This window comes from Brevibacterium sp. LE-L (genome assembly GCF_050214925.1).
Classification (GTDB): domain Bacteria; phylum Actinomycetota; class Actinomycetes; order Actinomycetales; family Brevibacteriaceae; genus Brevibacterium.
Genome location: NZ_CP189759.1, coordinates 1,115,228 through 1,134,811, shown reverse-complemented (window position 1 = coordinate 1,134,811; position 19,584 = coordinate 1,115,228). Strand labels below are relative to the sequence as shown.

Annotated in this window: 18 protein-coding genes; 13 read left to right on the top strand and 5 right to left on the bottom strand. The window is 65.4% G+C overall.

Annotation, left to right across the window (positions count from 1 at the left end; genetic code table 11):
* Window positions 1-39 precede the first annotated feature (39 nt).
* The 4 genes from ACQE2J_RS05080 (at window position 40) to ACQE2J_RS05065 (ending at window position 4,884) form a co-directional block, all read left to right on the top strand.
* Window positions 40-615, top strand: a complete 576-nt coding sequence (locus ACQE2J_RS05080) for a TetR/AcrR family transcriptional regulator (RefSeq protein ID WP_426937233.1) — start codon at window positions 40-42, stop codon at window positions 613-615.
* Window positions 612-1,682 carry an alpha/beta hydrolase fold domain-containing protein gene (locus ACQE2J_RS05075; protein ID WP_240688786.1) on the top strand — a complete coding sequence of 357 codons (1,071 nt, stop codon included), beginning with the start codon at window positions 612-614 and terminating at the stop codon, window positions 1,680-1,682. The genes ACQE2J_RS05080 and ACQE2J_RS05075 overlap by 4 nt, the downstream gene beginning before the upstream one ends.
* A 125-nt stretch (window positions 1,683-1,807) precedes the next feature.
* Window positions 1,808-2,950 carry a phosphatase PAP2 family protein gene (locus ACQE2J_RS05070; RefSeq protein WP_240688787.1) on the top strand — a complete coding sequence of 381 codons (1,143 nt, stop codon included), beginning with the start codon at window positions 1,808-1,810 and terminating at the stop codon, window positions 2,948-2,950.
* Window positions 2,951-3,147: 197 nt separating this feature from the next.
* A complete protein-coding gene (locus ACQE2J_RS05065; protein ID WP_135810397.1) occupies window positions 3,148-4,884 on the top strand; it encodes a DEAD/DEAH box helicase in 1,737 nt (578 codons plus the stop codon).
* Window positions 4,885-4,934: 50 nt separating this feature from the next.
* Here ACQE2J_RS05065 and crtI read toward each other — a convergent pair whose 3' ends face one another.
* From crtI to ACQE2J_RS05050, 3 genes are read right to left on the bottom strand one after another with little or no spacing between them, the layout of a single operon-like run.
* Entirely contained in the window at window positions 4,935-6,524 is a 1,590-nt protein-coding gene (gene crtI, locus ACQE2J_RS05060) for a phytoene desaturase family protein (protein WP_135810398.1), read from the bottom strand.
* The gene (locus tag ACQE2J_RS05055; protein WP_426937232.1) at window positions 6,521-7,447 is read right to left on the bottom strand and encodes a phytoene/squalene synthase family protein; all 927 of its coding nucleotides are present in this window, start codon (window positions 7,445-7,447) and stop codon (window positions 6,521-6,523) included. Before ACQE2J_RS05055 ends, crtI begins: the two co-directional genes overlap by 4 nt.
* Window positions 7,444-8,538 carry a polyprenyl synthetase family protein gene (locus ACQE2J_RS05050; RefSeq protein ID WP_426937231.1) on the bottom strand — a complete coding sequence of 365 codons (1,095 nt, stop codon included), beginning with the start codon at window positions 8,536-8,538 and terminating at the stop codon, window positions 7,444-7,446. The genes ACQE2J_RS05055 and ACQE2J_RS05050 overlap by 4 nt, the downstream gene beginning before the upstream one ends.
* Before the next feature lie 115 nt (window positions 8,539-8,653).
* Between ACQE2J_RS05050 and ACQE2J_RS05045 the strand changes: the two genes are divergently transcribed.
* Genes ACQE2J_RS05045 through ACQE2J_RS05020 form a run of 6 tightly spaced genes read left to right on the top strand, consistent with a single transcriptional unit; the run spans window position 8,654 to window position 14,564 of the window.
* Window positions 8,654-9,232, top strand: coding sequence for a MarR family winged helix-turn-helix transcriptional regulator (locus ACQE2J_RS05045; RefSeq protein WP_426937230.1), 579 nt, complete (start codon window positions 8,654-8,656; stop codon window positions 9,230-9,232).
* The gene (locus ACQE2J_RS05040; protein WP_426937229.1) at window positions 9,214-10,599 is read left to right on the top strand and encodes a cytochrome P450; all 1,386 of its coding nucleotides are present in this window, start codon (window positions 9,214-9,216) and stop codon (window positions 10,597-10,599) included. The genes ACQE2J_RS05045 and ACQE2J_RS05040 overlap by 19 nt, the downstream gene beginning before the upstream one ends.
* Entirely contained in the window at window positions 10,596-11,027 is a 432-nt protein-coding gene (locus tag ACQE2J_RS05035) for a lycopene cyclase domain-containing protein (RefSeq protein ID WP_426937228.1), read from the top strand. Before ACQE2J_RS05040 ends, ACQE2J_RS05035 begins: the two co-directional genes overlap by 4 nt.
* Window positions 11,024-11,347 carry a lycopene cyclase domain-containing protein gene (locus tag ACQE2J_RS05030; protein ID WP_426937227.1) on the top strand — a complete coding sequence of 108 codons (324 nt, stop codon included), beginning with the start codon at window positions 11,024-11,026 and terminating at the stop codon, window positions 11,345-11,347. The genes ACQE2J_RS05035 and ACQE2J_RS05030 overlap by 4 nt, the downstream gene beginning before the upstream one ends.
* Entirely contained in the window at window positions 11,344-13,026 is a 1,683-nt protein-coding gene (locus tag ACQE2J_RS05025; protein WP_426937226.1) for an FAD-dependent oxidoreductase, read from the top strand. The genes ACQE2J_RS05030 and ACQE2J_RS05025 overlap by 4 nt, the downstream gene beginning before the upstream one ends.
* Window positions 13,023-14,564: a cryptochrome/photolyase family protein gene (locus ACQE2J_RS05020; protein WP_426937225.1), complete on the top strand. Its 1,542-nt coding sequence runs from the start codon at window positions 13,023-13,025 to the stop codon at window positions 14,562-14,564. The genes ACQE2J_RS05025 and ACQE2J_RS05020 overlap by 4 nt, the downstream gene beginning before the upstream one ends.
* An 84-nt stretch (window positions 14,565-14,648) precedes the next feature.
* Here the strand turns inward: ACQE2J_RS05020 and madM are convergent, their stop codons facing one another.
* Together madM and madL are read right to left on the bottom strand one after the other, a co-directional pair.
* Window positions 14,649-15,410, bottom strand: a complete 762-nt coding sequence (gene madM / locus ACQE2J_RS05015) for a malonate transporter subunit MadM (protein ID WP_426937224.1) — start codon at window positions 15,408-15,410, stop codon at window positions 14,649-14,651.
* A complete protein-coding gene (gene madL, locus ACQE2J_RS05010; protein WP_135810405.1) occupies window positions 15,410-15,805 on the bottom strand; it encodes a malonate transporter subunit MadL in 396 nt (131 codons plus the stop codon). The genes madM and madL overlap by 1 nt, the downstream gene beginning before the upstream one ends.
* 194 nt (window positions 15,806-15,999) lie before the next feature.
* Between madL and ACQE2J_RS05005 the strand changes: the two genes are divergently transcribed.
* From ACQE2J_RS05005 to ACQE2J_RS04995, 3 genes are all read left to right on the top strand, one after another.
* Window positions 16,000-16,710, top strand: coding sequence for a GntR family transcriptional regulator (locus ACQE2J_RS05005; RefSeq protein WP_135810406.1), 711 nt, complete (start codon window positions 16,000-16,002; stop codon window positions 16,708-16,710).
* A gap of 212 nt (window positions 16,711-16,922) precedes the next feature.
* Window positions 16,923-18,194 (top strand): L-2-hydroxyglutarate oxidase, encoded by a 1,272-nt coding sequence (gene lhgO, locus ACQE2J_RS05000; protein WP_426937223.1) that lies wholly within the window; start codon window positions 16,923-16,925, stop codon window positions 18,192-18,194.
* A gap of 5 nt (window positions 18,195-18,199) precedes the next feature.
* Window positions 18,200-19,555 carry an MFS transporter gene (locus ACQE2J_RS04995; RefSeq protein WP_426937222.1) on the top strand — a complete coding sequence of 452 codons (1,356 nt, stop codon included), beginning with the start codon at window positions 18,200-18,202 and terminating at the stop codon, window positions 19,553-19,555.
* The last annotated feature ends 29 nt before the right edge of the window (window positions 19,556-19,584 follow it).

Genomic DNA, 19,584 nt, shown 5'->3' with positions numbered 1-19,584 from the left:
GCGCTGTTCCGCTTAGCAATGGTTATGAGAGGAGATTCTGTGACCGACCGAGATGAGCGACCCGCCCGCGCAAAGCGCGCGGACGCCAAGCGCAACGAGACGGTGCTGTTAGAAGCTGCCGCCGCTGTCTTCGTGGAATCGGGCGTCGATGCCCCGGTACGCGAGATCGCGGCAAGAGCGCAGGTCGGCATGGGCACGATCTATCGCCATTTCCCCACTCGAGCCGACCTCATCGTGGCCGTCTATCGCCATCAGGTCGACGCCTGTGCCGAGGCGGGTCCGAGACTGCTCACCGAGCGCATCTCACCGCATGCGGCGTTGAGCCGATGGGTCGAGCTCTTCGTGGACTTCCTCGTCACCAAACACGGGCTCGCCGCCGCCCTGGGCAGCGACCAAGCCGGTTTCGCAAGTCTCCACGCCTATTTCATCGACCGCCTCGTCCCCGTCTGCGAACAGATCCTCAACGCCGCGATCGCCGCAGGTGAGATCAGGAAGGATGTCGGTGGGTATGAGCTGCTGCGCGGCATCGGCAATCTCTGCATCTTCGCCGACGACGACGCGGACTATGATGCACACCGCCTCGCCGGCCTGCTTGTCGCCGGGCTGCGAACGTGAACGACTCGGCCACATCCCACGATCTCGCCCAGGCGCTTCTCGCGACGATTCCCGATGACATCGTCGCGTCGATGTCGGTGCAGATGAGGCACGTGCTCGCGATCCAGGCCATGCGTGCCGAATTCTGCCGGGAAACCGGCGACGAGGCCGTTCGAACCGCCTCCGCGCACTCGGATACGCCCCTCCGCTTCGTGCGGAGCCGCGCCGAATACCACGCCGAGCGCGCCATGTGGAACGAAGGCGGCCCCATCATGGCACGCACCGACGATCGACACATCCGCGCCGCCGGCGTCGACGTTCCGATCCGCATCCATCGCCCCACCGCCGAGGCAGTCCTGCCCGGAATCGTCTTCCTCCACGGCGGCGGGTTCACCGTCGGTGACCTCGACACGCATGATCGGATCATGCGGGTCCTCGCCGAGGCGGCCGGCAGCGCCGTCATCGGCGTCGACTATTCGCTCTCCCCCGAAGCGACATTCCCGCAGGCACTCCACGAATGCGCGTCCATCATCGATCACCTCGCCAGGCACGGTGACGAGCACGGCATTGACGGCGGGCGACTGGCTCTCGCGGGTGACTCGGCCGGGGCCGGACTGACGTTGGGCGCAGCACTGCTCTTGCGCGACGAGCCGGAAGTCGTGGCGGCAGCACCGGCGGGCTTCACCTCTCTGCGCGCCCTCATCTCGATCTACGGCGGTCACGGACTCGCCGATTCAGCCAGCCGCAGGCTCTTCGGCGGCGACTGGGACGGAATGGGAGCCAACGACCTGGGCAACCTCATGGACGACTACTTCGCCGAACCTCAGGATGCGCAGTCACCCTACGTCGCACACATGACCGCCGATCTGTCCGGCCTGCCTCCGGTGTTCGTCGCCGCGGCCGGACTCGACCCCCTGCGCGACGACAGCCGCCGCCTGGCCGAGACACTTGAGCGGGCCGGCAATGATGTGACATTCGAGGAGCACCCACACGTCCTGCACTCATTCCTCCACTTCGGACGTGTGCTCGACGACACGACCACCGTGCTGCACCACGCCGCCGAGTTCGCTTCCACCCAGCTGAGCTGAGGCGCCGCGTCCACTCCTGTGTCGACGCCGTCCGGCCCTGAAACGCACCGGACAAGGTCCCTCCGGTCAGCCCGCATCGAGGAAAATCCGAAGAAGCACTAAAACAGAATCTGTACGGTGTGCCGATGACCAGAATGCGACGTTGGCCCTACACCTTTGCCATGGCGCTCTCCCTGCTCGTCGGAGCGGCCGCCGTGGTCTCATCCCTCTACCTCGATCTCCCGCTGAAGGACCCCGACGGCTTCCTCGGACCTTCATACATCCGCCTGCCCCTGCTGGCTCTGGGGTTCATCGGCGGCGGGCTGATCGTCGAGGCGGTGAGACGAAGTGGGTGGCGGAACCTGCCCACCACTGTCGTCGACGTCGTCAAGAAGGAATGGAACACCCACCGTCTGCTGTGCATCGGCACCGGACTGCTGAGCTTCTACGTCTGCTACGTCGCCTATCGAAATCTCAAGAGCGTGCTGCCGGTCTATCGCGACGGCGTCCTCTTCGATCGACAGCTGTTCCGCCTCGACAATTGGCTGAGCGGCGGAAGCACCCCGTCGCTGATCCTGCACGATCTCCTCGGCACGGGCATCGCGGCGAACTTCCTCTCCATCGCCTACCTCGCCTATCTTCCGCTCATCCCGATTAGCCTCGGCGCATTCCTCGTCCTCAGCCGCAACCACGCCATCGGAGCCTGGTACGCGACGACGTTGTGCCTCAATTGGGTGCTCGGCACCATCAGCTACTACCTCCTGCCATCGGTCGGACCGGCATTCAGCCACCCCGAGGCCTACCGGGCGCTGCCTGACACCGGAGTCAGTCAGCTCCAGGAGTCCCTCTTCGACACTCGTCTCGACTATCTCAGCAATCCGATCGGAAGCGACTCCATCCAGGGTGTCGCCGCGTTCGCGTCCCTCCATGTCTCCGTCACCTTCGCCGCCGCGCTGTTCGTGACGCTGACGAAGCAGAAACGCGCCGTCCGGGCGTTCACCTGGATCTTCTTCGGCGTGACGGTCGTGGCCACGCTCTACTTCGGCTGGCACTACATCCTCGACGACATCGCGGGCATCGGCATCGGCTGGGCATCGGTGACGCTCGCCGCATGGGTCACCGGGCAGCATAGAGCACGCCGAGCCCTGGTCGCCTCGGCACATGAGCAGGCGGACGCCACCATCACCGTCGCCGAACCTGAGCCTGAACCCTCCGCCGCACTCGACGTCGTCCCGGAGCCGGCACCCGAACTGTCACCCGTCGATGAGGGGCTCGGGCGTCCGGCCTAGGTACGCTGACGCCGCCCTGCTCACCGACGGATTCTGCTCACGACCCGACGGGCGCTATACTGAAAGTACTTGCGAACCCGTTTTCGGGTTCCCTGCGTCGTCAGGACGCCTCGTCTCTGCAGCTGGGTGAGATCACCCGCGCATGTTTCCGAAGCCGTTTTCTCTCGGCGATCGAGAGCGCCGACAGCGCTCATTCCATGACCGGAAGCGGCTGCCTGCCATCAATCCACGGCACCGGCACGCCCTCCGGCACGTCGAAGGGCCATCCCATCACTACGTCACAGACACGCACCACCCGCACCAAGAAGACCACCCAGGCACCGACCTCGTTCGCCGAGCTCGGTGTTCCCCAGAAGCTCGTCGACTCCCTCAATCGCGAGGGCAAGACCTCTGCCTTCCCGATTCAGCAGGACACTCTGCCGGACACCCTGGCCGGCCGCGATGTGCTCGGCCGCGGAAAGACCGGGTCCGGCAAGACGCTCGCGTTCTCCATTCCACTCGTGACTCGTCTCGTTGAGTCAGGAACGGGTGCACAGAAGTTCCGTCAGCCCCGCGGACTCGTCCTCGCCCCAACTCGTGAGCTCGCCACCCAGATCACCGAGGTCATCGACCCGCTGGCCAAGGCCGTGGGCTTAAGGACGACGACGATCTTCGGCGGAGTCAAGCAGCGTCGCCAGGAGGATGCACTGCGCTCCGGCGTCGACATCGTGGTGGCCTGCCCCGGCCGCCTCGAGGACCTGCTCAACCAGGGTGTCCTCACGCTCGAGCACATCGAGGTCACCATCCTCGACGAAGCCGACCACATGGCCGACCTCGGTTTCCTGCCCGGCGTCACCCGCATCCTCAAGCAGACCCCCGCAGAGGGGCAGCGGATGTTCTTCTCCGCCACCCTGGACAACGACGTCGACAAGCTCGTGCGTCGCTTCCTGCACAACGAGGTCCTCCACTCCGTCGACGAGGCGACCTCGCACGTGTCGGCCATGACCCACCACGTGTTCGAGGTCTCGGTCGATGACAAGAATGCACTGGTCCACAAGCTCGCTTCGGGCACGGGCCGCCGCATCCTCTTCACCCGCACGAAGCACCGGGCCAAGCGCTTCGCCCGCCAGCTCACCGCCGCCGGCATCCCCGCCGTCGACCTCCACGGCAACCTGTCCCAAGGCGCCCGCGACCGCAACCTCGCCGCGTTCACCAATGGTGATGCGAAGGTGCTCGTGGCCACGGACATCGCCGCCCGCGGAGTCCACGTCGACTCTGTCGAGCTCGTCGTCCACGTCGATCCCCCGACCGAGCACAAGGCCTACCTGCACCGTTCCGGTCGCACCGCTCGTGCCGGCAGTGCTGGCGACGTCGTCACCGTGATGACGCCCGATGAACGCAAGGACACCCAGGTTCTGCTCCGCAAGGCCGCCATCAAAGCGACACCGAAGAAGGTCACCGCAGAATCCCCCGAGGTGACCGACCTCGTCGGTGAGATCGCCGGGTACGTCGAACCTCAGCCGAAGGAACCGGCACAGCCGCGGAAGAAAACCGAACCGGCGACCTCCAATGGTCGTTCATCCCGCCGTCGCCGAGGTGGCCGTGGCGGACGCGGTGGAAGCTCGGGCCGCGATGGCGCCGGCAATGGCGCCACCGACCGCAGCCGTGAGAACTCAGGCAGCACCGGTGGCGGTCGCAATGGCGAGTCCCGTCGCGGCGAGGGCAGCGGCCGCGGCAGGGGAACCGGGCACAGCGGCGAGGGCAATCGTCGTCGCGACAACTCCCGCGGAGGCCGTTCCGGCAATGGTCGATCGGGCGGCCAGCGGTCGGGTGACTCCAGCCGTCAGCCGAGCAGCCGCCGCACTTCGGATTCCCGTGGCACGAGCCCCGAGACCCGTCGCCGCAATCGCACCCGCTCCGGAGGCTCGCAGCAGGTCTACTCGACCAGCAGCTGAGTCGGCGAAAGCCTGACGGCTCGCTCTGGGAATTCTCCTCACGGCACACATCACACGGGCGTCGGCCCTGCCGAGTGATCTCCGCGAATGCGCTTGGCGACCACCTCGGCGCTGATGAGGCACATCGGCACGCCGATTCCCGGCGCGGTCGTCGCACCGGCATAGTAGAGTCCGTCCACGCGCCGTGACTGGTTCTGCATCCGCAGGAATGCGCTCTGACGAAGCGTGTGCGCCGGCCCGAGCATTCCGCCCTTCCAAGAGTGGAAGTCCCAGGCGAAATCGGCCGGTCCGAGCGTCTTTCGGAGCTTGATCCGGGAGTGCAGATCATCGATCCCCGCCCACAGTCCGATGCGCTCAATCGCGGCATCGACCGCAGCCTCCACGCTGGGAGACCCTTCGCCGTCCGATCCCCCGCTGCCGATCGCCACGTCCGCCGGGACCGGGATGAGAACGAAGAGATTCTCTTTCCCGTCCGGCGCGACTTCGGGGTCAGTGGCGCTGGGTTTGCACACGTAGAGCGACGCCGGCTCGGGGATCTTCTGCTTGGTACCGAAGATCGCCTGCAGGTTCGCCTCCCACTCATCGGTGAAGAACAGCGAGTGATGACCGAGCTCGGGCAGGGTCCCGTCGACGCCGAGCATCGCGATGATCGCCCCGGGACCGCTCTCGACGCTCGACCACGCCGATTCGGGATAGCTGCGCAACCGCGACGGAAGCAGCTCGGTCTCCGTGTGGTGCAGGTCGGCCGCAGAGACGACGAGATCGGCCAGTTCGACATGCGATCGCCCCTCGGCATCGGTCCAGCGGACGCCGCTGACAGTCGTTCGACTGCCGCGCTTGATAGCGGCGCGGCCACCACTCTGTTGCGTCATCACCTCGGTCACCTCCGCCCCGGTGACGACCGAGACCCCGGCCGCGCAAGCCAGTGCTTCCACGCGCTCGACCACGGCCCAGAACCCGCCCATCGGATAGAAGACCCCCTGGTCCAGATCGAAGGCACTCAACAGATGATAGATCGCAGGAGCACGATTGGGATCGGTGCCGAGGAACACCGCCGGGTACGTCAGAATCCGCCGCAGAATCGGTTCTCTGAACCGCCTGTCCACGAATGCGGCAAGAGGCCGCAACAGCAGTCCGGCAAACAGCGGCAGCGACCGGAGAACATCCTGCCCAGCCATCGAAGCCAACCGGGTGAAGGGGTTGTAGAGGAACCGACTGCGAGCGACGTCGGCGGTCGCGCCCGCCGATCGCACGTACTTCCGCACCGCGCTGCCTGCGCCGGGTTCGATGCTCTCGAACAGTTCGACGACCGCGTCTACACCGTGCGGCACAGTCACCCGGCGCGGCCCGGTCACATCATCAGGTTCGGAGAAGACCTGATATCCGGGGTCGAGGAGCCTCAGATCCAACTGCTCGTCCGTACTCGTTCCCAGCAGCGCGAAGAAATGGTCGTAGACCTCCCGCATGAGGAACCATGAAGGCCCGGTATCGAACCGGAACCCCTGATCTTCGACACTGCCGGCCCTCCCGCCGAGGCGGTCCCCGCGCTCGAGGACGGTCACCTCTTGACCGTCGCGGGCCAGGAGCGCCGAGGTGGCGAGTCCGGCGATTCCCCCGCCGATGACGATCACTCGGCTCACCGCAATGACCCCCTCCGCACCTCATACATCGTCCGGAGGACGAGTGCCGCCTTGCGTGGGCCGGCCACGCGGATCCGTTGTCGCGGAAGCTCGGCGGCAGGCACCGCAGCCAGTCTGTCGGTCAGTTCCGAGAACAATCGCAGCGCGCTCAGTACCGCCAAGCGAGCGTCGCCGGGCAGGAGCGGAATCGTCTGCGCGGCAGCATCGAGCTGATCGCGGATCGCGTCGATCCACTGCTCCTGTGCCTCATCGTCGACCGTGCCCGTCTCGCTGAGGTAGCTGCGTCCCAGACGCTGAGTGTCATCGCCGAGGTCGCGCAGGAAGTTGACGTTCTGGAAGGCCGCACCGAGGCTGCGCGCACCGCGGACCAGCCGTCGTTCGTCCTCAGGTGTGCAGCTCTCATCACGGATGAAGACCCGCAGGCACATGAGGCCCACGACCTCTGCGGACCCGTAGACGTAGTCGGCATGGTCTGCGGGTCCGAAGCTCACCGGATCGGCTGCCTCGGTGATCTTGGGATCTGCCGGAGTCAGCTGCAGGTCAGTGCGCATGGAAGCGAAGAATGGGCGGGTCAGTTCGGCACCGATCTCGGCCGCGCGTGCGGTGCGGGCGTAGGCGTGGATGATGGGGTTGCTGCTGTATCCCAGACGCATTCCGCTTTCGGTCTCGGATTCGAGCTGGTCGAGCATCCGCCGCTGTTGGTCGGCGTCGACCCCTGCCTCGGCCGCCACCCCGTCGACGAGTTCGTCCGCGACCCGGACCAGCGCGTAGATGTTGCGCACATGGTCCCGGTGTCGGGGGCCGAGCAGTCGCGTCGCCAGGCCGAAGGACGTCGAATACGCTCCGATGACCGATTTCGCGACCCGGTCGGATACGGAGGAATAGCGCCCGAGGGGACCCATTCGGTCCACGCCGTGCCTCATGATCGCCTTCCGTCGAGGGTCTCGATGAGGTCGTCGATGAGCATCACCATGTCCGGCCCGAGGAGGTCCGGTTCGGTGAAGACGAGGTCCCGCGCGTTCACGGAGAGTTCGACGATGAGCGCCCGAATGTCATTCTCCGCACCGCTCTCGGTCAGCAATGACCGCACCGCTGCGCCCTCGGCGGCGCTGAGGTCGCCGGCGCCGAAATGCGGTTCGATGAGCGGCCAGGCTGTGCTTCGTCGGGCGATGGCGATGACCGCTGTCTCCTTGCCCTCGCGCAGGTCGGAATACGGGTCCTTGCCGTGGTCGTCGGGTTCGCCGAAGACCGACAGGAGATCGTCCTGCAGCTGGTAGGCCAGCCCCAGAAGATCACCGACCTGTCCGAGGAGGGCTTCGACCTCGGGTCCGCGTCCGGAGAGGATCGCAGCAGACCGCAAGGGCAGTTCGAAGGAGTACGTCGCCGTCTTCTGCCGGCTCATCTCCACGACCTCGGCCAGTTCGGGACGAACACGACCGGCGCTGAGTGCGACATCGGTCAGCTCTCCCGACACCGATTCCAGCACCGCCTGATCGAGCGCCTCGAGAAGCCGCTGCCCCGCCTCACCCGGTGTCGCTTCGCGGAAGAAGATCTGATGAGCGGTCGACAGCAAGAGGTCTCCGACCAGAGTCGCCGTGCTGCGCGCGGCATGCAGCCGTGACGCGGAACCGCCGTCGTCCTCCTCCCACTCCTCGAGCAGGAGGGCGATGAAGTTCGGGCGTCCGCGGCGCATGAGGTCACGGTCGATGACATCGTCATGGAGGAGGAAGGCGAAATGAAGCAGCTCGATCGCCGCCGCGATGCGCACCGCTGGGCCTCTCGCCTCGGCGTTGCGCTGCTCGGAGCCAGTCAGTGCGTCGACGGCTCCGACGAGCAGCCGCGGTCGCAGCAGCTTGCCGCCGAGAACACAACGCGAGGCCAGGTCCCATGCGTGCGCCGCCGCAGAACCGAGTGTCGCCAAGCGATCCGCTCTGGAGTCCAGTGCGCGTCTGACTTCGGACTCGATGTCGGTGGAGATGGAGGGGCCGAACGCGACGCCCGTGGCAGTGGTCATCGATGAGTCCTTCGTTCGAGTTTCAGTAGCCTCAACGATATACTACACTTTGGGTTAATATATACAGAAGGTTATTCTTGTGCACTCGAGGGGGAAGCATCAGTAAGATGGCGATATGGCGTCACCGGAGGTCGCGGACAGTCACGACCCGATCACAGCGAACATGTACACCGGCTCAGAACACAGCTTCCCCGGTGCCCTTGTGGACTCTTCCGACCTGTCGAACGCTGACCGCGAGCAGATCGCTCAGCTCATGAACTCCCTGGCCCGGCTGCGCGAGGCCGAACGCACTCTCTCCGACGCTTCACGGAAGTTCATGCACTTGAGCGAACAGGACATGCGTGCCCTGCACTACCTCATCGCCGCGAAACGGCAGGGCGCGGTGGTGACCCCGAAGATGCTCTCAACACACATGAGCATGTCGGCCGCCTCGGTGACGAAGCTGATCAACCGCCTGGAGCGCGAAGGGCACGTGATCAGGGCTCTCCATCCCAGCGACCGCCGGGCCTATGCCATCACGGTCACCGAGGAGACAGCTCGCTCGGCACGAGAGACCGTCGGTCGTTCGCAGGCCCGACGGATCTATGCGGCCGCCCGGCTGACCAGCCGCGAACGCGATGCCGTCATCCGCTTCCTCGACGGAATGTCCGACGAGTTGTCCCTGAGCAATGCCGAATGGGCGAACCAACCGTGACTCCGGCTCCTCGGGCGCATCGATGCTCGGGGGTGCGTGGGCGCAAGGCCCGACGCGAAGACGAGCCGACCGCTCCTCCCGTCGAGACCGTCACGATTCGCAAGGCCACCGAAACCGGCAATTCCGCCGAGGTGGCCGGACCTCAGCGCGACATGTCCGGAACTGAGCGCGGCATGTGGAGGCTCCGCGCGTTTGCACCGGCCCGCCGAATCCTGCGCGCCCGCGGACGTTCGATGCAGGCGGGCTTCACCGCGGAGAAGATCCCCCGCGGCCTCTTCCGCGCCCGCCCCATCCTCATCTCCGACGGCCCGGACCATGACCGGCAGCGTCGGGAAGTCGCCCGGTTCTTCGCCCCTGCCGTCATCGCTGACCGCTATGGTGAGAGCATCGCCGACGCCGCGCAGAAGATCGTCGACGAGGCCGTGGTCACCGGTCGGTGCCGGCTCGACGAGTCGGCCCTGCACTTCACCGTGGACGTGACCTCGCAGGTGGTCGGCCTCACCGAGTCCGATACCGACAGCATGGCATCACGGCTCGTCGCTTTCTTCCGTCAGCCGCCGGTCGACCTCGCCGCAGAGAATTGGGGACGGACGAAACGCCAATGGGTGCAGGCCGCGGTCAACGGCATCGTGCCGCTCCTGCGCTTCTTCGCCCACGATGTGCGCCCGGCCATCCGCGCTCACCGGCGCCGCCACCGTGGTGATGTCATCTCCCATCTGCTCGATTCCGGGCACAGTACCGGTGACATCCTCGTCGAGTGCCTGACCTACGGCACCGCGGGGATGGTCACGACCCGCGAGTTCATCGCAATGGCATGCTGGCATCTGCTCGAGGACGAGGAACTCCGGCAGGATTACCTCACGGCCGAGCAGCCTCGGCGGCTGTCCATCCTCGAAGAGATCATCCGGCTCGAACCCGTCGTCGGTCATCTCTATCGTCGCGCCACCTCGGCGATCGACATCGGCGACGACCGCACCACCATCACGGCCGGCGACCTCATCGATGTCTGCGTCCGTGAGGCCAACGTCGATCCCGATGTCTACGGTGCCGACGCCGAGGCGCTCTGCCCGCATCGGAGCGGATCCGTCCCTGCCGCGGGCCTGAGTTTCGGCGACGGCGCCCACGCCTGCCCCGGCAAACCGTTGGCCCTGTTCGAGACCGACGCCCTGCTCCACCGGCTTCTCGCCTGCGAGCCCCGGCTGCTCACCGAGCCCACCATCGACTGGGACGACCTCATCGAGGGATATCGGATCCGCAACTTCGATCTCGGATTCTTCGTCACCGCTCGTCCCGCCCGTGTACCTGGCCCGGCTCCCACACCCCGCCCGGCGAGCGGCGGCGAGCCTGCCGAGAAGGCGCAACCATGATCGGCGCGTGGGACGGCTTCGGCCACTGGGATTATCTCGCCCTCATGGGTGCGTGCGTGCTCATCACGCTGCCGCTCGAATTCGTGTTCTCGGCCCGCGTGTACCGCCGGCTGCCGCTTCTGCTCAAGGCCCTGCTGCCTGTTGTCGTCGTCTTCGCCGTCTGGGACATCGTCGCCATCGCCCGTGATCACTGGACCTACGATCCGCGGTTCGTCACCGGCATCGACCTCGGGGTCCTGCCGCTCGAGGAGCTCGTGTTCTTCCTCGTCATCCCGGTCTGCGCGCTGCTCAGCTACGAGGCGGTCGGCACCGTGATCGGCTGGGCCAAACGTCACGCCGTTCGCCGAGCGAACGCGGGTCACGGGACGACGTCCACCGACCGGACCAAGCCCGACCCCCACCCACCGGAGGGAGGGGACACCCGATGATCCCTGAGTACACCGTCTGGACCGTCATCGGCATGCTCGTGGTCATCGGGCTCGAGCTCTTCGTCATCCGCAGCGGCATCTTCCGCCGCGCGCAGTATTGGGCGGCGCTGGCCATCTGCATGGGATTCCAGTGCCTCGTCGACGGGTGGCTGACGAAACTGTCCGACCCGATCGTCATCTACAACCCGGACATGTTCCTCGGCATCCGCTTCCCCTTCGACATCCCCATCGAGGACTTCGGGTTCGGCTTCGCCATGATCACCGCGGTGCTCATGCTCTGGCAGCGCAACCTCAACCGACGCCCCGAGGAGGCTCCGTGACCCCGCACGATCCCCACGCCGTCCGCATCCCCGCCGCCCCCGGACGTGACCGCCTGCTGCGGCCGAAGACCGTGACGGTCATCGGCGGCGGCATCGCCGGCCTGTCGGCTGCTGTGATCCTGGCCGAACGCGGATCCGAGGTCACGATCGTCGAATCCGGGCACCGCCTCGGCGGGCGTGTCAGTGCGTGGCCGCTGGGCGATGGACGGACGATGAGCCGGGGATTCCACGCATTCTTCCGGCAGTACTACAACCTGCGCGACCTGCTCGCCCGCACCGACCCTGACCTCGATCGTCTCCGACCGATCCCCGATTATCCGCTCACCCGCCGAGGTGGTCCCACCGATTCCTTCGCCTCGATTCCGCGCATTCCCCCGTTCAATCTTCTGGGCTTCGTCCTCGCCAGCCCCACGTTCCCTCTGCGTGGGCTCTTAGATGTCGACCTGCGCACTGCCTTAGAGCTCATCGATGTCGATTTCCCGGACTCGTTCTCCTTCTATGACGGGGAGTCGGCGGCGGCTTTCCTCGATCGCCTCCGTTTTCCCGAGCAGACGCGCGACCTCGCCCTCGAGGTGTTCGCGCGGTCGTTCTTCGCCGATCCGTGCGAGTTCTCCGCCGGCGAGCTCGTCGCGATGTTCCACACCTACTTCGCCGGTTCGGCTGAGGGGCTGCTCTTCGACGTGCCCGATGATGACTACGACACTGCTTTGTGGGCACCGCTGGGGCGGTATCTGCAGGATCTGGGCGTGCGCATCGAGACCGGCACGCAGGCGCGCGCGATCTCACGCTCGTCCCGCGGCTGGAGTGTCGAGACGACGGCCGGGGACATCGACTCCGATGCCCTCGTCCTCGCAGCCGATCCGGCAGGAACGAGGCGGCTCATCGCCACGCTCGGGGCGCATGCCGACGGTATGGATGCCGGCGGCGTCTCGCAGAGCTCGAGGCCCGCCCGGGGTTCGAGATCCGCACAAGAGTGCACGCCGAGCAGTTCGGGAGCTGATCATGAGCGAATGCAGGCCTGGTTCGACCGGGTTGAGGCAGGGCGCAACGCTCCATCCTTCGCCGTGCTGCGACTGTGGTTCGCCGAAGCGGTCTCGGCTGAGCGGCCGGCATTCTTGGGCACGAGCGGCTTCGATCTGCTCGACAACGTGTCCGTGCTCGAACGCTTCGAGGCCGGTGCCGCCCGGTGGACAAACGATCATGCCGGATCCGTGGTCGAACTCCACGCCTATGCCCTGACCGACCCTCCGCCCGAGGACGAGCTCATCGAACGACTGCTCGCGGACCTGCACGACGTATATCCGGAGACGCAGCACTTCGAGATCCTCCACCACGAACTCCTCATCGAGTCCGACTGCGGGCTCACCGACACCCGTCCCTGGGGCAAGCGCCCCGGGGTGACTACTCCACTGCCTGGCCTTGTCCTCGCCGGTGACCACATTCGGTGCGAACTGCCCGTGGCGCTCATGGAGCGGGCGGCGACCACCGGCTACCTCGCCGCCAACGAACTGCTGGCCGACTGGCGGGTCGAGGGTACTCCGATCTGGTCACCGTCACGGCAGGGCATGCTGCGCCGCGGACTCCTGGGCCGTCTGCGACAGCATCGCGGACCTGAGGGCCCGATGGGGCGTGACCCGCTTGGCAGCCAGCGCCGGCCGAAGAAGGAGTCGAGCCGATGAGCGACGACGCTGCTCAACCTGCTGACCATGACCAACTCACCCTGGTCTGGTTCCGCGACGACCTGCGCGTTGACGACCACGAAGCACTGACGGCAGCCCGCACCGACGGTCAGGTCATCGGCATCTGGATCAGAGAGCAGCGTGACGCCGACGGCCTCGGTCCTCGGCCGCTTGGCGCGGCCGCCCGCTGGTGGGCACACGAATCCCTGCGCACCCTGGAGACCGCACTCGACGAGCTCGGCATCACCCTGCTCTTCGCCGCCGGACCGGCTGCCGACATCATCCCGCAGGCCGCCGCGGACCTCGGAGTTGATACCGTCCGGTGGTCACGTCGCTATACGCCGGCCTCCCGTGCCCTCGACGCGCAGATCAAGACGCTGCTCACCGACGCCGGGACCGCCGCGCACTCCCATACCGGCGCACTGCTCGTCGAACCGTGGACCGTCAGCCCTCAAAGCGGTGACTTCTATAAGGTCTTCACCCCGTTCTTCAACGCTGTGCGCGACCGCAAGGTCGGAGATGTCCTCCCGGCCCCGGCCAAGCAGTCGCCGTCCGATACGCGACGGCAGTCACTGAACGAGCACGACTGGGCGAGCGACCTCGACGGTCTCGGCCTCCGCGACGGCACTGGCCATCGCAACGAAAGCGGCACCGATTCAGGCGGAACCGACACTGCCTCCGACGGCACAGACACGGGCATCGACGGCACCACCTCGGCGAGGGTTCCGCAATGGTGGAAGTCGACCGTGGCACAGCATTGGTCGCCTGGCTGCCGGGAAGCCCAACGACAACTGCAGGGCCTGGGTGAGAGCATCGACGGCTACGGCGACTCGCATGATGTCCCGGGCGATCCCGACAGCACGTCGGCGCTGTCGCCGCGGCTGCGGTTCGGTGAGCTCTCCCCCAGACAGGCCCTGGCGGCCGCACTCGATCTGCCGGACATCAGTGACGACGACCGGTATACGTGGATCAGGCAGCTCTACTGGCGGGAGTTCTCCTGGCACCTGACCTATCACCTGCCCCATATCGAGACCGAGCCGATGCGCCCGGAGTTCGCACGTTTCCCCTATGAGGACGATCCCGAGGCGCTGAAGCATTGGCAGAACGGGACGACGGGGATCCCACTCGTCGATGCAGGCATGGCTCAGCTGTGGCAGACCGGGTGGATGCACAACCGGGTGCGGATGGCCACCGCGAGCTTTCTGACGAAGAATCTGCTCATCCACTGGTGGCACGGTGAGCAGTGGTTCTGGGACACCCTCGTCGATGCCGATGAAGCCAACAACCCGGTCTCATGGCAGTGGGTCGCAGGGTGCGGAGCCGACGCTGCCCCGTACTTCCGGATCTTCAACCCCGAACGCCAACGGGAACGCTTTGACCCGCACGGCGAATACGTGAAGCTGTGGCTTGGACAGGGACCGGGCGGCCTCACCCAAGCGGAGCGGACCGGCGGGGACTGCGAACCGAGCGTCGACCTCAAGGCCTCGCGGCAGGCGGCGCTGGCAGCCTATGACCGGATGAAGGCCGAATCGGACTGAACTCGACGACGTGCCTCGGCGGCTCTCCACCCGTTCGCCAGACGTCTCGCAGGGCACGCCTGCACGAACTCAACCGACAAGCACTCAGCCGACGAGCGCCCGGACGGCGAAGTAGAGCACCGACGGTGCCATGAGCAGTCCCAGACCGGTATAGAACGTCGACGTCATCGCTCCATAGGGGACGAGTCGTTTGTCCGTGGCCGCCAGGCCGGCGGTGACACCGCTCGTGGTGCCGAGCAGACCGCCGAAGACGATCGCCGACCGTGGGTTGTTCAGACCGATGGACTTCGCGATGAACGGTGTGACAACCATGGTCAGTACCGACTTGACCAGACCGGCACCGACGCTCAGCGCGATCACACCGCTGCCCGCGCCCAGGGCTGCCCCGGTGACCGGGCCGACGATGTAGGTGGCAGTGCCGGCACCGATGGTCGTCAGCTCGACCGGATCACGGTAGCCGAAGAACCAGGCAATGACGGCACCGATGACGAAGGAGAGCACAACACCGAGCACCAACGCGATGATGCCGCCCAGCCCGGACTTCTTCATCTCGTCGAAGCTGGCCCCGAAGCCGGTGGCGACGATCGCGAGGTTCACGAGCATGCCTCCGCCCATGAGCCCGACTCCGGAGAACAGGGTGAGGTCGGCGAGGCCGTCTTCACCACCCGTGGCAACCCCACCGAAGTAGGCGAGTACAAGGCCAAGGATGATGGCGATCGCTGAGGCCTGGAACTTACCTCTTGTGAGGACTTTCGAGATGACTACGGACACCGCGACGACAGCGCCGACCAGAGCGAAGGCAACGATGAGGTCGTTGTCCCGCAGGGTCGAGAGCAGGGCGTCCATCAGTTCTCCTCAGCGAAGACTGCGACCGGCTCGTCGACGCCCGGCGTCTTCACACGGGCGAGCACCGGCACGAGGGCGAAGCTGATAATGACCGCCACAAGTCCGGCGACGAGCGCGACAGGACCCGCGGTGACAGCCCCGACGACATTCTGCGTAGCTGCCATGGCCACCACGATGGGGATGTACATGGCCGACCAGAATGAGATTCCCGAGGAGGTCTCGGGTTTGAGCCGACCGTGTCGCGCCAGCATGTTCGTCGACAGAATGAGCAGAATCATGGCAATACCGACTCCACCGACATTCGCATCGACACCGAGCACATCGCCCAGCAGATTGCCGATGAAAGTGCCGATGAGCAGGCTGCCAGAGAGCAGAGCAACACCGAGGATGACCACGGGAAGAGACCTCCTTGTCAGAAGCTGTGTTCGACTCGCTGGAACTGAGCCTCGACCAGCTTAGTTGACCGACAAGAGCCCTTGACGACAGGGGTGGTTAGTTCAACGTTCGCGGGCGAACATTGAGTGCTCATCCGCGCTCAACAGCGAAAGCCGGAGCAACATGTCGACCATGCACATGGCAGAATCGAAGCATGTCCATCGTCAACCGTGGGCCGACACTGACCCAACAGACTACCGAGCAGCTGCGTCAAGCAATCATCAAAGGTGACCTGCCCGCGGGAAGCCTTCATTCGGCGACGGCGCTTGGCGAATGGCTCGGAGTCTCACGCACTCCGGTCAGGGAAGCTACCGCCGAACTCGCGCGTCTAGGGCTCGTCGCCATCGAGCCGAATCGCGGCATCCGCGTCCTCGAGACCAACATCGAATCCCTCATCGACGGCTTCGAACTGCGGCTCATCATCGAAGTTCCGCTCGCCCGCAAGGCCGCCCTCAACCCTGATGACAACGCACGGCAGAAGCTGTCCTCCCACTTCTCAGCATTCGAAGAGGCAGCCGACAGCGACGACGCCGAGGCGACACTGCGAGCCGATCGCGATTTTCACTCCGCAATCCTGGAGATGGCCGGCAACGCTCGCGCAATCGAAGTGCTGCAGGAACAACGGAACATGGTTCTGCAGACGGGCGTGGGAACCGTGCCGACGAGCCGAACATGCCGAGACTGCTTCGACGACCACGTCGACGTCTTCAACGCAATCATGGTCTCCGACCCGGAAGCAGCCGCAACGGCTATGCAGCGGCACATACGCAACACCGCCGACCTGCTGATCAAGCAGGAGACACGACAGCGACCCGAGTTCGGCGAGCAGGACCTCACAGCGCGTCTGTCCTGGCTGACCGCCTGACTCAAGACCAGTTCTGCGAGAGCCGCGCCGGCGCTTCACCGACAAAGCCTCAAGCACCCCACCCCGTCGCGCTCGACCACCGGGCAGATCATGTAGTTGCATGCAACATGTAACGTAGTTTACGCTGACTCCAGCGAGGCTGTGGTCAGGGTCTCCCCTGCAGTCGCAGGACATCTGGACACACCGCTGCCCCAACGAGGAGGAAGCAGACGATGACAGCAGAGAACCGGCACGACAGACACACATTCGCCGTGATCGGAGCCGGGATCAACGGCACCGCGGTCGCCCGAGAGATCACGCGCAGATTCCCCGATGCCACGGTCACCATCTTCGAGAAATCCGATCGTGTGGCGGCCCACCAATCCGGCCACAACTCCGGTGTGGTCCATGCCGGTCTCTACTACGAACCGGGCAGCCTGAAGGCTCGACTGTGCCGTCGCGGAGTCCACCTGCTGCACGACTACGCGCGATCCAATCAGCTCCCTTTCGAAGAGTGCGGAAAGATCGTCGTCGCTCTCACCCCCGAAGAAGAAGAGCGCCTGCACGATATCCATGAACGCGCTGTGGCCAACGGGGTGCCCGATGTCGAGCTCATCGGCCCCGACCGGATTCGTGAGATCGAGCCGAACTCAGTCGGACGTCTCGCCCTGCACTCACCTCACACGGCAATCACCGACTACGCGGCGATCGCCCGGTCGTTCGCCGAGGATGTCGAGGCCGCCGGAGGCACGATCCACCTCAACGCCGAGGTCGTCGACATGAATGTGCAAGCCCACGGGTGCACGATCACCTCCGAGCGCGGCATCGACCGACACGTCGAAACCTTCGACTTCGCCATCGCCTGCGCCGGACTCCAATCCGACAGGGTCGCAAAGATGGCCGGCGGAGCGACTCATCCCACTATCGTGCCGTTCTTCGGCCAGTATTCGCGGCTGGCACCCGAACATCGCACCATTCTCAATGGACTCGTCTACCCGGTGCCTGACCCTGCATACCCGTTCCTCGGGGTGCACCTGACGAAGCGCGTCGATGGAGAGATGCTCGTCGGGCCCAATGCATTCCTGTCGTTCGGCAGAGAGAATTACTCCGGACGGAAGATCGGCATCAAGGACAGCCTCACGGTCGCTGCCGACCCTGCATTCTGGAAGTTCGCAGCGGGGAACATGAAGGCCGCGGTCCGCGAGTTCGCCGCCGTGGTCTCTCGGAAGAAGTTCCTGGCAGGCGCTGCCGAATACGTGCCTTCACTCAAGGGAGCCGTCTCGAAGCCGATCCCCCGCGGCATCCGGGCTCAGGCAATGGATGCCGATGGCGGTCTCGTCGATGACTTCGTCATCGAGCAGCAGGACCGAGCCACCCTCATCCGCAATGCCCCGTCCCCCGGGGCCACCTCATCGATGGCGATCGCCGAACACATCGTCGACGTCGTCACGAACACCCACGACCTCCTCCCATCCTCACCGGAATCGACACCAAAGGACGACTGACGCTCATGAGCTCCATTCGCAACGACGCGAGTACCGACCCTCGGCGGTACCGCGATGAAACTCCTCACGACGAGAAGAAGCGGCTGCGCAAGGTCGCGGTCGCGACCATCGTCGGCACCACCGTCGAGTGGTACGACTTCTACCTCTACGCCACGATGGCCTCGATCGTGTTCGGCAAGGTCTTCTTCCCTGAGGGCGACAGCCAAGTGGCGACTCTGTCGGCTTTCGCGACTTTCGCGGTCGGCTTCATCGCCCGACCGATCGGCGGCATCGTCTTCGGCCACCTCGGTGACAGATTGGGGCGCCGCAAAGTCCTCGTCATCACCTTCGGGCTCATGGGTGTGTCGACTTTCTGCATCGGCCTGCTCCCCACGTATGCCACCATCGGTGCGTGGGCGCCGATTCTGTTGGTGGTGCTGCGCGTCTTCCAAGGCATGGGCGCTGGAGCCGAATACGCGTCAGCTGCGGTCAACGCCTACGAACACGCGCAGGCCGGAAGACGCGGGCGTCAGGGTTCCTGGCCTGCTCTCGGACTCAACATCGGCCTCGTCCTGTCTTCTGCGACGATCTTCCTCCTCACCCTGCGCAACGACGAATTCCTCATGGCCGGCGGATGGAGGATTCCGTTCATCGTCTCCATCGGGCTCGTCGGAGTGGGAATGTGGATCCGATCATCTCTGCCCGAATCTCCGGAATTCGAGCAGAAGGTCGAAGAGAAGATCGAGAATGATGAGAAGCGCGCGCCGAGGTTCTTCGACGTATTCATCCACCACTGGCAGCCGCTGCTCGTCGTCTTCGTCGTCGCCATCGGCTATAACGCTCTCAGCTACGTGTTCAAGACCTTCTCACTGGCCTACCTCGACGAATTCCAGGGCGTCTCGGCCAACGTCACCTCCGGGGCCGTCATGGTCGCAGGCATAGTGGCCATCGTCACCGTCCCGATCTTCGGCGAACTGTGCGATCGCCTCGGCTCAAAGATGGTGATCATGGCAGGCGGTGCCTTGTCCATGGTGTTCGCGTTCATCTTCCTCGCCCTGCTCCAGGACTCGGGCACATTCATGGTCTATCTCGCGATTGCGATCGGCACCGGCGTCCTGGCTCCGATGATGTTCTCTGCCCAGGGGTCGTTCCTGTCGAGGCAGTTCCCACCGGAATCCAGGTCGGCCGGTGTCGGCACGGCACGCGAGATCGGCACTGCGGTGGCCGGTGGTCTGGCCCCTCTCGGCGCTCTGTCCCTCGTGGTCTCGTCGCCGACGAACTCCACCGCTGGAGTCGGCTGGGTTCTCGTGGCTGCAGGTCTGCTGGTCGTCGTCGGAGCTCTGGCCGACCAAGGCAAGCGCTACACAACCGAACGGAACTGAGTCCGACCGCGATACCGGCCAACGCGGTC

Excerpts from the sequence above, each read along its gene's own strand:
- ACQE2J_RS05070 (WP_240688787.1), top strand. The coding sequence starts at position 1,808 with ATGACCAGAATGCGACGTTGGCCCTACACCTTTGCCATGGCGCTCTCC.
- ACQE2J_RS05065 (WP_135810397.1), top strand. The coding sequence starts at position 3,148 with ATGACCGGAAGCGGCTGCCTGCCATCAATCCACGGCACCGGCACGCCC.
- ACQE2J_RS05055 (WP_426937232.1), bottom strand. The coding sequence starts at position 7,447 with ATGAGGCACGGCGTGGACCGAATGGGTCCCCTCGGGCGCTATTCCTCC.
- ACQE2J_RS05050 (WP_426937231.1), bottom strand. The coding sequence starts at position 8,538 with ATGACCACTGCCACGGGCGTCGCGTTCGGCCCCTCCATCTCCACCGAC.
- ACQE2J_RS05045 (WP_426937230.1), top strand. The coding sequence starts at position 8,654 with ATGGCGTCACCGGAGGTCGCGGACAGTCACGACCCGATCACAGCGAAC.
- ACQE2J_RS05040 (WP_426937229.1), top strand. The coding sequence starts at position 9,214 with ATGGGCGAACCAACCGTGACTCCGGCTCCTCGGGCGCATCGATGCTCG.
- ACQE2J_RS05035 (WP_426937228.1), top strand. The coding sequence starts at position 10,596 with ATGATCGGCGCGTGGGACGGCTTCGGCCACTGGGATTATCTCGCCCTC.
- ACQE2J_RS05030 (WP_426937227.1), top strand. The coding sequence starts at position 11,024 with ATGATCCCTGAGTACACCGTCTGGACCGTCATCGGCATGCTCGTGGTC.
- ACQE2J_RS05020 (WP_426937225.1), top strand. The coding sequence starts at position 13,023 with ATGAGCGACGACGCTGCTCAACCTGCTGACCATGACCAACTCACCCTG.
- madM (WP_426937224.1), bottom strand. The coding sequence starts at position 15,410 with ATGGACGCCCTGCTCTCGACCCTGCGGGACAACGACCTCATCGTTGCC.
- ACQE2J_RS05005 (WP_135810406.1), top strand. The coding sequence starts at position 16,000 with ATGTCCATCGTCAACCGTGGGCCGACACTGACCCAACAGACTACCGAG.
- lhgO (WP_426937223.1), top strand. The coding sequence starts at position 16,923 with ATGACAGCAGAGAACCGGCACGACAGACACACATTCGCCGTGATCGGA.
- ACQE2J_RS04995 (WP_426937222.1), top strand. The coding sequence starts at position 18,200 with ATGAGCTCCATTCGCAACGACGCGAGTACCGACCCTCGGCGGTACCGC.